Annotated in this window: 11 protein-coding genes and 1 riboswitch; of the genes, 4 read left to right on the top strand and 7 right to left on the bottom strand. The window is 67.1% G+C overall.

Annotated features, from left to right (window positions below):
• Positions 1 to 25 precede the first annotated feature (25 nt).
• Positions 26 to 1,258 carry an MFS transporter gene (locus AC4NN3_RS05430; RefSeq protein WP_491926067.1) on the top strand — a complete coding sequence of 411 codons (1,233 nt, stop codon included), beginning with the start codon at positions 26 to 28 and terminating at the stop codon, positions 1,256 to 1,258.
• An 11-nt stretch (positions 1,259 to 1,269) separates the two neighbouring features.
• Here the strand turns inward: AC4NN3_RS05430 and AC4NN3_RS05425 are convergent, their stop codons facing one another.
• Positions 1,270 to 1,908 carry an arylesterase gene (locus tag AC4NN3_RS05425; protein WP_491926467.1) on the bottom strand — a complete coding sequence of 213 codons (639 nt, stop codon included), beginning with the start codon at positions 1,906 to 1,908 and terminating at the stop codon, positions 1,270 to 1,272.
• Between the two features lie 65 nt (positions 1,909 to 1,973).
• Here AC4NN3_RS05425 and AC4NN3_RS05420 point away from each other — a divergent pair, with 65 nt between their 5' ends.
• Positions 1,974 to 2,678, top strand: a complete 705-nt coding sequence (locus AC4NN3_RS05420; protein WP_491926066.1) for an ABC transporter ATP-binding protein — start codon at positions 1,974 to 1,976, stop codon at positions 2,676 to 2,678.
• Complete coding sequence (locus AC4NN3_RS05415; protein WP_491926065.1) at positions 2,675 to 5,221, top strand: ABC transporter permease; 2,547 nt, start codon at positions 2,675 to 2,677, stop codon at positions 5,219 to 5,221. The genes AC4NN3_RS05420 and AC4NN3_RS05415 overlap by 4 nt, the downstream gene beginning before the upstream one ends.
• A 20-nt stretch (positions 5,222 to 5,241) precedes the next feature.
• On the opposite strand, the gene AC4NN3_RS05410 is transcribed toward AC4NN3_RS05415, so the two are convergent.
• The 4 genes from AC4NN3_RS05410 to AC4NN3_RS05395 all read right to left on the bottom strand — a co-directional run bounded on the left by AC4NN3_RS05410 (position 5,242) and on the right by AC4NN3_RS05395 (position 8,420).
• Positions 5,242 to 6,249, bottom strand: a complete 1,008-nt coding sequence (locus AC4NN3_RS05410) for an ABC transporter substrate-binding protein (protein WP_491926064.1) — start codon at positions 6,247 to 6,249, stop codon at positions 5,242 to 5,244.
• Positions 6,240 to 7,001 carry an ABC transporter ATP-binding protein gene (locus tag AC4NN3_RS05405; RefSeq protein ID WP_491926063.1) on the bottom strand — a complete coding sequence of 254 codons (762 nt, stop codon included), beginning with the start codon at positions 6,999 to 7,001 and terminating at the stop codon, positions 6,240 to 6,242. The genes AC4NN3_RS05410 and AC4NN3_RS05405 overlap by 10 nt, the downstream gene beginning before the upstream one ends.
• Positions 6,998 to 7,795: an ABC transporter permease gene (locus AC4NN3_RS05400; protein WP_491926062.1), complete on the bottom strand. Its 798-nt coding sequence runs from the start codon at positions 7,793 to 7,795 to the stop codon at positions 6,998 to 7,000. Before AC4NN3_RS05400 ends, AC4NN3_RS05405 begins: the two co-directional genes overlap by 4 nt.
• Before the next feature lie 16 nt (positions 7,796 to 7,811).
• Positions 7,812 to 8,420 carry a YkoF family thiamine/hydroxymethylpyrimidine-binding protein gene (locus AC4NN3_RS05395; RefSeq protein ID WP_491926061.1) on the bottom strand — a complete coding sequence of 203 codons (609 nt, stop codon included), beginning with the start codon at positions 8,418 to 8,420 and terminating at the stop codon, positions 7,812 to 7,814.
• A riboswitch (TPP riboswitch) is annotated at positions 8,411 to 8,522 on the bottom strand. (Overlaps the previous gene by 10 nt.)
• 443 nt (positions 8,523 to 8,965) lie before the next feature.
• On the opposite strand from AC4NN3_RS05395, the gene AC4NN3_RS05390 reads away from it, so the two are divergent.
• A complete protein-coding gene (locus tag AC4NN3_RS05390; RefSeq protein WP_491926060.1) occupies positions 8,966 to 9,985 on the top strand; it encodes an ABC transporter ATP-binding protein in 1,020 nt (339 codons plus the stop codon).
• On the opposite strand, the gene AC4NN3_RS05385 is transcribed toward AC4NN3_RS05390, so the two are convergent.
• Positions 9,986 to 11,680 carry an ABC transporter permease gene (locus AC4NN3_RS05385; protein WP_491926059.1) on the bottom strand — a complete coding sequence of 565 codons (1,695 nt, stop codon included), beginning with the start codon at positions 11,678 to 11,680 and terminating at the stop codon, positions 9,986 to 9,988.
• Positions 11,681 to 11,734: 54 nt separating this feature from the next.
• Positions 11,735 to 12,709: an ABC transporter substrate-binding protein gene (locus AC4NN3_RS05380; protein ID WP_491926058.1), complete on the bottom strand. Its 975-nt coding sequence runs from the start codon at positions 12,707 to 12,709 to the stop codon at positions 11,735 to 11,737.
• Between the last annotated feature and the right edge of the window lie 122 nt (positions 12,710 to 12,831).

Genomic DNA, 12,831 nt, shown 5'->3' with positions numbered 1-12,831 from the left:
ATGCGATCGCGCACGAGAGTTACCCATGTCGTCTGATCTCGTGATCCGCCGGGGCACCGCAGAATTCTGGCGCGCCAATATCGCGTTCTTCCTGTCGGCCTTTGCGGTCTTTGCCTCGCTCTATTCGGTGCAACCGCTGCTGCCGATCTTTGCCGCCGAATTCGGGCTTGATGCCGGGGCGAGCTCGCTTGCCCTGTCAGCCACCACGGCCACCCTGGCTGTCGCCCTGCTGCTGGCCAGCTGGGTATCGGACCGCCTCGGCCGCAGGACGCTGATGATCTGGGCTGTCCTGCTCACCGCCGTGCTGGGATTGCTGCTGCCCCTGGCGCCCAACTGGGCGTGGTTGATCGCCATCCGCACTCTGATGGGCCTGACCCTGTCCGGCTTGCCCGCGGTGTCCATGGTCTATCTGGCCGAGGAGATCGACCCTGAGGCATTGGGCTTCTCGATGGGGCTTTATATTGGCGGCACCGCCATTGGCGGCATGGCCGGGCGGCTGGTCAGCGGCGTGCTGGCGGACTGGATCGGCTGGCGCCCCGCTTTGGCCGTGCTCGGCGTCGCCGTTGCTCTGGCCGCCCTGGTGGTCGTACTACTGCTGCCGCGCCCGCGCCATTCGGTCCGCTCGCGGCTCGGCGCCCGCGATCTGGTGCAAAAGCTCCGGCTGCAGTTTACCGATCCGGGCCTGCCCTGGCTGTTTGCCTCGGCCTTCCTGCTGATGGGCAGTTTCGTCACCCTCTACAATTATGCCGGCTTTCGCCTGGCCTTGCCGCCGTTCGCGCTCAGCCACGCCGCCATCTCGGCCATCTTCATCGTCTATCTGCTGGGTAGCCTGAGCTCGGCCTTTGCCGGTGGGCTGGCGCAGCGCCTGGGGCGGCGCAAGGTCTATTGGGCCACCGTGGTCATCATGGCCCTGGGCGTGGCGCTCACGGCCGTCCCGGCCACCCCGATCATCATCCTGGGCCTCGCCATTGCCACCATCGGCTATTTTGCGGCGCATGGCATTGCCAGCGCCTGGGTGGCGCGCCGGGTCGTAGTCGGTCGCGCCCAGGCAACCGCCATCTATCTGTTTGCCTATTACCTCGGCTCGTCTGTCCTGGGCACCATTGGCGGCTATGCCTGGACGGCCTGGAGCTGGAACGGCGTCATGCTGGTCAGCGGCGGCGCCATGCTGCTGGCCTTGCTGGTCGCCTTCCGCCTCATCCGGCTGGCGCCGCTGCCCCTGGCCGAACAGGCCGCAATGCCGCCGGCCGGTCTCTAGACAACGCGCGCCTAACCCTCTGCGGCGCTGCCGAGCAGCGCACGGACAGAGGGTAGTATGCTCTGGACGATTCTGCTGACGCCGGCCGCGTTGGGATGCATGCCGTCGGCCTGGTTGAGGGTCCCGTCGCTGACCACGCCATCCAGGAAGAACGGGTAAAATGCGGTATCGAACTGCGCAGCCAGTTCGGGAAACACCGCCTCATATTCCTGCACATAGTCGCTGCCCAGGCTGGGGCTGGCGCGCATGCCCACCAGCAGCACCGGGATGTCCTCCGCGACGAAGCGCTCCAGCATGGCCGCCAGATTGCGGCGCATCGCCGCCACGTCCAGGCCCTGCAGCATGTCATTGGCCCCCAGCTCGAGCACCACGGCATCGGGCCGCTCGCCCAGCGACCAGTCGAGCCGCGCCAGGCCATCGGCCGAGGTGTCGCCGGACACGCTGGCATTGACGATGGTCACCTCGTCGCCCAGGGCCGCCTGCAGGCGGCCGGCAAAGCCATCCTGTTCGGAAAGACCAAGGCCGGCCATCAGAGAATCGCCATAAAGCATGAGCGTCCGCTCGGCGGCAGGAGCGGCGGAAACGGCGGCCATGGCAAAGGCCGCCGCCAAAGCGAGGCTCTTGAGCTTGTCACGTAGAATTTTGTTCATCGTCACTGTGCTTTCCATCAAGAGCGCATACCTGTGTAGACCTGACCAGCCAGAAAGTGTTGCCCATGCGCAGCCCCGTCGTCGAGACTGCCCGGATGAACCTGCACCTGCAGTCGGGGGCGACGCCGCTCCATATCCTCAAGGATATCGAGTTCAGCATCGATCCGGGCGAGGTCGTCGCCGTGGTCGGCCCGTCGGGCAGCGGCAAGACATCTCTGCTCATGGTACTGGGCGGGCTCGAACAGGCAACTGACGGTCGCGTGACTGTCGCCGGCACCGCCGTGACCGGCCGGGGCGAGGACGAACTGGCCATTTTCCGCCGGCAGAACCTGGGCATCCTGTTCCAGAACTTTCACCTGATTCCCTCCATGACCGCCCTGGAGAATGTGGCGCTGGCGCTGGAGATTGCCGAGAGCGGGCGCGCCTATGCCGAGATCACGGCTGCTGCCACTGCAGCGCTGACCGCCGTCGGGCTCGCCGACCGCCTCGATCACCGGCCGAGCGCGCTGTCGGGCGGCGAACAGCAGCGTGTCGGGCTGGCCCGCGCCATCGTCAACCGCCCCAAGCTTCTGCTGGCCGACGAGCCGACCGGCAATCTCGACCAGGATACCGGCGCCCGGGTCATCGACATGATGTTCGCTTTGGCGCGCGACAATGGTACCGCGGTTTTCCTCATCACCCATGATCCGGCTCTGGCCCGGCGCGCCGACCGCGTGCTGGCCATGAATCACGGCCGGTTGTCCCCGGTCACCCAAGGCGTCCTCGCATGAGCCGCCTGATGGGCTGGATGCGCATCGCCCTGCTCGACCTGCGCGGCGATGCGAGGCGGTTCATCATTCTGCTGGCCTGCCTTGCTTTGGGCGTCGGCACCATCGCCGCCGTCCTGTCGGTCGGCGCGGCCCTGCAGTCGGCCGTCGATCGTGACGCCCGGGTGATCCTGGGCGGCGATATCGAGGTGCGCAGTCGCGGCACGGACATCACCCCCGAACAGCGCGCTGCAGTGACCGCGCTTGGCCGGACGGCCCGGGTGCTCGACCTCAATGCCCGCGCCAGCGCCAATGACGCCAGCCTGCTGCTCAGCCTGCGCGCCGTCAGCGACAGCTACCCCTTGCTGGGCGCGGTGACGCTGGGCCCCGAGGCGGCAGGCAGCGCCCTGGCGGATTTGACCGCGGTGCGGGACGGCCTGCCGGGCGCGGTGGTCGACCCGCGGGCGCTCGACCGCCTGGACCTGGCAGTGGGCGACGCCATGCGCATCGGCAACGCCGATTTTGTCATCCGCGCCACGCTGCTCGGCGTGCCTGACCAGGCGGCGCAGGGCTTCCAGCTCGGAGTCCCCGCCATCATCGCCGATTCTGCTTTGGCCGGGGCAGGCCTTAACCAGGCTGGGGTGCTCAGCCGCTATGGCTACAAGGTCATGCTGCAGGACGACCACGCCGATGCTGCCATCACGGCGCTCGATTCCCAATTCCCCGACGCCGGTTGGGACCTGCGCCGGCCCGCCGATGCCGCTGCCAATCTCAAGCGCTTCTTTGACCTCTTCGCCCGCTTCCTGACGCTGGTTGGGCTCTCCTCCCTGCTGGTTGGGGGCGTCGGCGTCTCCAATGCCGTGGCCGCCTATATTGCCGAGCGGCGGACCTCCATCGCCACCATGCGCAGCCTGGGCGCCACCAGCGCCCGCATCATGGTGCATTTCCTCACCCAGATCTTGGTCTTGTCGCTGGCCGGCGTGCTGCTGGGCGTGCTGCTGGGCGCCACCACCAGCCTGTTGGCGCTGCCCGTCCTGTCGGGCATGCTGGCCATCGATCTGCCGCCGACCCTCGATGGCCGATCCCTGCTGATCGCCGCGGGCTTTGGCCTGCTGATCGGCTTTGCCTTCGCCTTGCTGCCGCTGCGTAGTGCGCAAAAGCTCAAGCCGGCCGAGCTGTTTCGCGCCCCCGCCGGCACCGACACACCCATGGGCTGGCGTGACCTGGCCCAGTGGCGCACCGCCGTGCCGCTGGCTGCAGCACTGGCGGCCATTGCCATTCTGGCCGTCTTTACTACAGGCTCGCCTCTGCTCGTGCTGTGGTATGCGGCGGGCGCCGCGCTGGCCTTCGGCCTGCTGCGTCTGGCCGCCTGGCTGCTGCAGGCCGGCTTGCGCCGACTCCCGCCGCTGCCCCATGCCACGCTGCGCCAGGCCATCAAGGCAATTCACCGTCCCGGTGCGGCGGCGCCGGTCGTGGTGCTGTCGCTCGGCCTGGGCTTGGCGCTCCTGCTGATGATCACGCTGCTCGACCAGAACCTGCGCGCCCAGATCGATGGCGCCGTCGCCGACGATGCCCCGGCCTTCGTGCTGCTCGACATGCCCCGCGAGCAACTTCCGCTGGTCGAGGCTTTCGCCGCGGCCGATCCCGGTATCGAAACCCTCGCGACCATCCCCATGCTGCGCGGCACCATCGAGTCGATCAAGGGAACGCCGACGGCCGAGCTCGGCCCGGTGCCCGACGACATCGCCGACCTCTTCGAGGGCGATACGGCCCTGAGCTGGGCCCGCACCCTGCCGGAGGGATCCACCGTTACCGACGGCGCCTGGTGGGCCGAGGACTATGCCGGTCCGCCGCTGGTCTCGCTCAGTACCGAATTGCGCGAACCGCTCGGCCTGTCGGTGGGGGACGAGCTGTCGATCAGCATTGCCGGTCGGCCGCTCGAGGTCACCATTGCCAGTTTCCGCGCCATAGACTGGCGCGCGGGCGGGCTGAACTTCCGCCTGCTGTTCTCCCCTGGCGTGGTCGAAAGCGCGCCGCAGACCATCATGGGCAGCATTGACGTCGTCGACGGCGCGGCGCCAGCGGTGGAGAGCCGGCTGAGCCGGGCCTTCCCGACGCTGAGCTTTCTGCCCGTGGGCGACGCGCTCGACCGCATCGACGACATCCTGTCCAGCCTCGCCAATGCCGTTGCCCTGGTCGGCAGCCTCGCTGTGGTATCGGGCGTGCTGGTCCTGGCCGGCGCCATGACCGTCGGTCGCCGGCAGCGCGAGGCCGATGCCGTGGTCATGAAGGTGCTGGGTGCGACGCGTCGCGACGTCGTCGTTGCCTTCCTTGTCGAGTATGGCGCGCTCGGCCTGCTCGCCGCCATCATGGGCGCCGCCCTGGGCATGTCAGCGGCCTGGGCCATTCTGACCTTTGTCATGGACATTCCCTTTGTGCCCAATCTGCTGACCGTGGCGGCCGTCGTTGTCGGCGCCGTTGTGGCCACCATCGCCACCGGTGTGGTGACGACGTGGTCGGCCATGTCGGTGCGGCCTGCCCGCCAGCTGCGCGCAGACGCCGCTTAGCGGTCAGGCCCACCTGTGGTTCAGGGCGCGTTGCCGAGATAGTCATTGGAATAATAGGCGGTGACATCCGGCATGGCCGTCAGGGGTGCGCCATTGCCGCCCTTGAGCATGCCGGCCTCGAAGACAAACTTGCCGACCGCCGCCATCTTGGCTGGATCGATCCTGCCCACCGCGCCATCAATGCCCTGCAGATAGTGGCCGTCGATGAGCGCCTGCAGCGATGCCCGCACGAAGTCGCGGTCGAGCAGCGCGTCGTCATTGGCGGAAACGAGGATATCGGCCGCCTCGTCGGGATGGGCAATGGCGTATTCATAGCCGCGCCGGCTGGCCGCGATAAAGGCCCTGGCCGTCTCGGGATGTTCCGCCAGATAGGCGCCGCTGGTGCCGATGAAATTGGTATGCTGGTCCGGTATCCCGTAATCGGCATAGCGGAAGGCGCGTTGCGCCGGCCCGTCGCGCTCGGCCTTGACGCCCTCCCAGGTGTAAACTTCAAGGGTGAAGTCGACCGCACCATTGGCCAGCGCCTCATAGGCCGAAGTGCCCAGGGTAACGGTCTCGAACGCGCCGACCCCGCCATCATGGCGGATCATCGTGCCGATCAGCGCATTTTCCCAGTCGCTGCCGAAGCCTGCATAGATCTTGCCGTCGAGGTCGCGCGGACGCTGGATGTCCTGCCGGTCGGCCTTGAACACCAGCCGGCCGGTTTCGGTCTGGACCAGGGCATAGGTGGCGACAAGGTCGGCCCCGGCAGTGCGCTGGGTCAACAGGCTTATCGAGCCCAGAATACCGAAATCGGCGACATGGTTGGCCACCAGCGTGCCGGCAGACGTATCCGAATAGGGCAGGATCTGCACATCAAGCCCGGCCTCGTCGTAAAAGCCCTTGGCCTGGGCGACGAAGAGCCCGATATGGTTGGTATTGGGTGTCCAGTCGAGCGCCATGGTTAGAGGCGTGGGCTGGGCCACAGCCGGTGCGGTGGCAAGGCTGGCCGCCAGGCCCAGGGCCAAAAGCGTGCGGATCATCGGCATGGTTCTTCCTCCGGATAAAACAGGGTTTGCAAAATATCGGCCTCAATCGCCGCAAGCGCAGGCGAACCAATCGCGGGCCGCGGGTGGGGCAGCGGCACAATGAACTGGCGGGCGATACGGGCGGGGCGCTGCGACAGCACATAGATGCGGTCCGACAGCAGCACTGCCTCGCGCACATCGTGGGTGATGAGCAGCACGGTCCAGCGATGCCGTTCCCACATGCCGGCCAGCCAGCGCTGCATCTGCGCCCGGGTCAGGGCATCAAGGGCGCCGAAGGGCTCATCGAGCAGCAGCATCGGCCGCTGCTGCACCGTCGTGCGCAGCAGGGCGGCCCGCTGCCGCATGCCACCGGACAGCTGCGCCGGATAATGGTTCTCAAAGCCCGCCAGACCGAACTCGGCCAGGAGCGGCGTGACCCTGGCCCGCGCCGCCCGACGGTTCATGCCCTGCACCTGCAGGCCCAGCGTGGCATTGTCGATGATCCGGCGCCACGGCATCAGCGCATCGCCCTGGGGCATGAAGGCAAAGGGATGGCGCGATGGCGACAGCGGCGCGCCGTCGACCAGGATCTGTCCGGCATCGGCGATGAGGGCACCGGTGAGCAGCTGCAGGATCGTCGACTTGCCCGCCCCTGACGGGCCCAGGATCGAGACGAACTCGCCCGGCTGCACGGATAGGCTGATATCGGCCAGCACATCGACAGCGCCAAAGCCCTTGCGCAAATTGACCAGTTGCAGACGCGGCGGGCTCATGGGCGCGAGCCCGGCAGCCGGGTCCAGGGCATGGCGGCGCGTTGCACCAGCACGGTGGCGCCAAACAGCGCCAGGGTCAGCGTCGAGCTGACCAGCACCGCCGCCAGCACCAGGTCGGGCCGAAAATTGTTCTTGGCGTTGAGGATGTAGATGCCCAGGCCCTGCGCCGCCCCGGCATATTCGGCAAAGATCGCCGCGACCACGGCATAGGTGATCGAGATGCGCAGGCCGGCAAAGAAATAGGGCAGGGCCGATGGCAGTCTCGCCATCATGAAGATGCGCCGGCGCGAGGCGCCCATCGAGGCCAGCAGCGTGGTGATTTCGCGCTCGGTGGCGTCGTAGCCCTGGACCAGGGCCACCAGCATGGGAAAGAAGGTCACCAGCGCCACCAGCACGATCTTGGGCGTCAGCCCGAAGCCGAACCACAGCACGATGAGCGGCGCGATCGCCACCAGCGGCAGGGTCTGGGTAATGATCAACACCGGAAACAGCGCCCGTCGCAGCGGCCGGTAGAAGTCGATCAGCACCGAAAACACAAAGGCTGCGGTCAGCGACGCGGCAAAGCCGAACAGCGTGGCCTGCAGCGTCGCCAGGCTGTGACGCGCCAGGGCGTCCCGCTGCGCGAAGGCATGGCTGAGGATGCGCGACGGGGCGGGCAGGGCGGTCGGCGAAATCCCCGACAGCTGTACATAGGCCTCCCAGGCCAGGATCAGCGCGGAAACCGAGGCCACGGCAGGGCCGGCGTGATGGCAAAGGCGCGCGAGCACGCGCAGCAAGGCGGATGGACCCGACATGGCTTGACCTCTGCGCTCAGTGCGCGCTGGGGCTGTTGGCCGAAACCGTCAGATCGATCGTGACATGCCCCTGCGGTGGCCCGAAGCGGCAGAAGGCCTGCTCCAGCGCGGCGAACAGGGCACCGGTATCGCCATTGAGCTTGGTGGCGAAATGCTTGGACGTCTCGAAAGTCCCCGACTGCTTGAGGAAATCGGTGCAGCCGTAGATTTCCGCCATGTGGTCGCCCTGGCCCATCACATAGAGCGACAGCTGGGCAACCGAGAAAACGCCCATATCGGGAGCGCTGCGCACCGCCGCCAGCGCCGTGGCCTGCCGCTCGGCCAGCGGCGCAACCGGGCCGTCAAAATGGCCGGACTGGCAGATGGCCTCGTCCGGCTCGCCGGGACAGCCGCGCGAGATGGTGGCGGACAGCACGCAGTGCACGCCGGTTCCGGCCGCAGCGCTGAACAGGTCACGCATGGCCGGGAACAGCACCTCGGGCGGACCCACCAACAGCGTCGAGACATCGTCGGTCTCGATGCGCAGCCTGTCGCGATAGGGATCGAGCCCGCCCAAGGCGCTGGTAATGACGCCGACAAAATCGTCGGTCATGGGATAAAGAGAAATCTGTGCGCCAGAAAACATCAACCGCCTCGCTCCGCTGGTATTACCCAGATCAGCTATAGGGTCCGAAGGCTTCCCGCCCTCATCTCAGCCCCGACCTACGGAGCACCCCTGTGGATGAGCCACCATAGGCGCTTCTTACCGGACTACGCAAGTCACTCCTGCATCGAGTTCCGACTGAAAGTGCCACGGGCCTTTTCCGGGAAGCTCTGCTGTGCCTGTAGGCCCGACATGGCGAGTCCGCCTACCGCGCTGACCACCTCGGTTGACCTTGTGATGGAGCGGCTGAGACAGAAGAATATATGCCTCTCGGCGACTCGATTGGCGGCGTGATGGCTCAATCCATCGCATGGACGAGCTGACCCCATGAAATGCCCCTCCAGCCAACGAAATCAATGCTGCCTGGCACAGGCGCCCGAGCATGACTGTGTCGTAGATGTCTTCAGCCTTGGCGAAGCGAGCAAGCCTGAACCGCATCGCCGCTTGTTGCGCGCCCGGTCGGCTGGTCAACTGAACCGGCCCGACATCGTCGCCATACTGTCATCTTGTCTGCCTAGGACGACGCCATGACCACGATCATCCTCGACGACCTGGGCAAGACTTTTGATGGCGTGCCGGCCATCCAGCCCACCAACCTGGCCCTGGAATCCGGTTCCTTCACTGCCCTGCTCGGCCCATCCGGCTGCGGCAAGACCACCTTGCTGCGGCTGATTGCCGGTTTCGAACGGCCGAGCACCGGCACGATCCAGCTCGGCCATCGTCTGGTGGCCGGTCCCCATGTAAGCGTGCCACCCGAACGGCGTAGCCTGGGCATCGTGTTCCAGTCCTATGCCTTGTGGCCGCATATGGATGTGGCCGCCAATGTCGCCTATCCGCTGCTGGCGCGGGGCGTGGCCAAGGCGGAAATCGCCATGCGGGTGGCCAGGGCACTGGCCATGGTATCGCTTACCGGGCTGGGGTCGCGCAGTGTCGACGCCCTGTCGGGTGGGCAGCGGCAGCGGGTGGCTCTGGCCCGGTGTCTGGTAACAGGCACCGACATAATCCTCCTCGACGAACCCCTGGCCAATCTCGACGTGCATCTCCGCGCGGAAATGCTGGATGTCTTCGCCCGCCTGCACCGCGATACCGGCGCGACCATCGTCTTCGTCACGCATGACCAGGCCGAAGCGCTGGCGCTGGCCGATCGCATTGTCGTTCTGGACAGGGGCACAGTGCAGCAATCCGGGGCGCCCGAGCAGATTTATGCCGAACCGGCCAATGCCATGGTTGCCGGCTTTGTGGGGCGGGGGGTCATTGTGCGAGGCCTATATTCCGATGGGCAGGTGACCTTCGCTGGCCAGGCCGTGCCGACCCGTGGCCAGGCCGGCAGCGCGACGCCCATGCTCCTGTTGCGGCCAGAGCATCTGACGCTGGCCAAGACCGGCATTGCCGCCACCATTGCCACCACGCGCTATACCGGTGCCGCCTATGACGCCACGGCCAGGCTGGCGAGCGGCGAGACCCTGCTGCTGTCGACGCCGCAGCGCATGGCTCCCGGCGCCCGGGTCCATCTGGCCGTCAGCGACGCCTGGATCGTGCCGGGCTGATCAGCGCCAGGGCAGCACGCCGGCGGGCAGCATGCGGCCGAGACGATCGAGCGCGGCCAGGAGCGCGACAACCACCACCAGGGTGACGATGGCCACGGCCGATGCCTGCGGCGACAGGCCCGATTCTTCGAGACTGAACAGGATCACGCCGATGGTCTCGTTGCGGCTCGACCACAGGAGGGCGGAGACGGTCAGCTCGTTGAAGGCGCTCATGAACACCAGCAGGGCCCCGGCAAAGGCAGCGGGTGCGGCCAGTGGCGCGGTGATGGTCAGCAGGCGCCGCAGCGGGCCGGCTCCGGCGGCGGCGGCGGCTTCACCAAGCTCGGGTGCCAACTGGTCGAGCGCCGCCTCGACGGGCTTCAGCGCCAGAGCGGCAAAGCGCATGAGATAGGCGACGAGGATGATCCACGGCGTGGCGTAGAGGCTGCCCAGCAGGGGCAGCGGTCGCAGGAACAGCAGGATGCAGGCGATGGCCAGCACGATGCCGGGCAGCGCATAGGGCAGCTCGAGCAGGCCATGCGCCACCCTGCCGAAGCGATGCGGCAGGCGGCTCAGGCCCAGCGCCAGCGGCACGGCCAGCAGGGCCAGGATGGCGGCGGCCAGCAGCGACAGGTAAGTGGAGTTGACGAAGGCGCGGACGGTGGAGGCCTGCCGGACCAGGACTTCGACATAGTTGTCGAGCGTCAGCGTGGCCAGCGACAGCGGCACGCCATAGGCCGGCACGAGCGAGGTGGCGAGCAGGGCCGCCGCCGGCAGGATCAGCACCGCCGTCAGCAGCAGCAGGCCCGCCACGGCAACCGGCCAGCGCAATGGTCCAAGCGAAAACCGCATCGGCGCGCCGCGCGTCAGCGCGAAGCGCACGCGGCGCAACGCCAGGCCCTGGGCGACAATGCCGGCAAGGGCGATCAGACAGATCAGCAGGGACAGGCCGGCCACCTGTGGCAGGACGCTGGGGCCATTGCTGGACAGCTGCTGGTAGATCAGCGTTGCCAGCGTCAGAAAGTTCTCGGGCATGCCCAGCAGCGCCGGAATGCCGAAATTGCCGACGCCGGACACGAATGCCAGGGCGGTTGCGGCGATCAGGTACGGCCACAGCAGCGGCAGCACGACACCTGTCACCACGCGCACCGGCCCCATCCCCGCAGCACGCGCCGCTTCCACATAGTCGCGCGGCAGCAGCACCAGGCCGGCGCGCAAGGTGATGAACACGATGGGCGCATGCTGCACACCGAACAGCAGGATGATGCCGTTGCGACCCAGCAGCGGATTGGCCGTGCCGGGCGGCGGCGCGAGGCCAATGGCGCCCAGCAGGGCGCTGGATGGTCCCAGAAGATGCATCCAGGCCAGCGCCATGACCTGGGGCGCGATCATCAGCGGCAGGATGAGCAGGAAGCCCTGCAACTGGCGCAGCGGCATGTCGGTGGCAGCGACCAGAAAGGCGAAGGGCGCGCCGATCAGTAGCGCCAGCAGGGCACCGAACAGGGCGGTGTCGAGCGTATTGAAGATAGCGCGTTGCGTGGCGCCCCGCGCCACCCGGCTGAGCAACAGGCTCGCGTCGAACTGGCCATCGACGAACAACGCTGTCAGGACCAGCCGGCCGATGGGCAGCACGGCGATCAGTCCGACGGCACAGAGGGTGAGAACGGCAGGCAGCAGCCATGCCGCTCTCCTGATGCGGCCGTCCGGATCCAGCAAGGGAGGAACCGTCCCGGTCGGCCGCATCAATGGTGTGTCTGGCGTCACGCCGGCTTACTGGCCGAAGATCTCGCCGAACTGCTCCTTGTTGGCAGTCTCGTTGGCCAGGGCCGCGGCAGCGTCATAGGGCAGCACCTTGATATCGGTGCGCGCCGGATAGCCTGCGGGCAGGGCAATACCGTCGCGCGCCGGGATATAGCCCTGGCTCGATGCCAGCTGCTGGCCTTCTTCCGAGATCAGGAAATCGATGAACAGCTTGGCATTGTCCGGATTGGGCGCCGACGCCAGGATCGCGGCCGGCTCGGTCACTGCAGATACCCCTTCGGTGGGGAAGACGAAGGCGACGGGCGCGCCCTTGGCCGCTTCGCGGATCGGCAAGAAGTCGACGATCATGCCATAGAGCTTTTCGCCGCCGGCCACCGCCGTCAGAATGTCGCCATTGCCGCCAGCCGCCTGGGCCCCATTGGCGGCGAGCGCTGTATAGAAGTCCCAGCCTTCGGCCAGATTGTCGGTCAGGGTCACGGTGTGGATCAGCGCCGCGCCCGAGGTCAGCGGGCTGGGCATGGCAACCTGGTCCTTGGCTTCCGGCTTGGTGAGGTCAAGCCAGCTCGCCGGCACCATGGTGGCAGCGGTATTGTAGACGATGCCGGTGGTGATCAGCTTGGTCGAGAAATAGGCGCCATCCTCGTCATAGAGGCTGGCATCGAGGCCGGTCGTGTCGGCTTCGGGGAAGTTGAGCAGCAGGCCCTCGGCCTTGAGTCCTTCCATGGTCACGACGTCGGCGATCAGCAGCACGTCGGCCTGCGGCGCACCGGCTTCGACTTCGGCGCGGAATTTTGCCATGATCTTTGGCGTGCCGTCGCGCACCCACTCCACACTAATGCCGGGATATTTCGCCATGAAGGCGTCGGCCGTCTGTTGTGCATCGGTATTGGGCTGGCTGGTATAAAGCACCAATTTGCCCTCCTGCGCGAGGGCCGGGGAAAGGGTGGCGGCCAGCATCAGGCCAGCGGTGAGAAGGGTGCGCATCAGCAACTCCTGTGCTGCCGCGGGGAAGTCCAGCGGTGCAGGGGCTTTAGCCGGACTGTTTGACAACGCGGTGACAAGCCGCGGCGATATGGGGCGCGGGGCCGAGGCGTCGCGCGCTTGCC

It is taken from the genome of Devosia sp. MDV22-iso42 (assembly GCF_058629155.1).
This window is presented reverse-complemented; position numbering and strand designations above follow the sequence as displayed.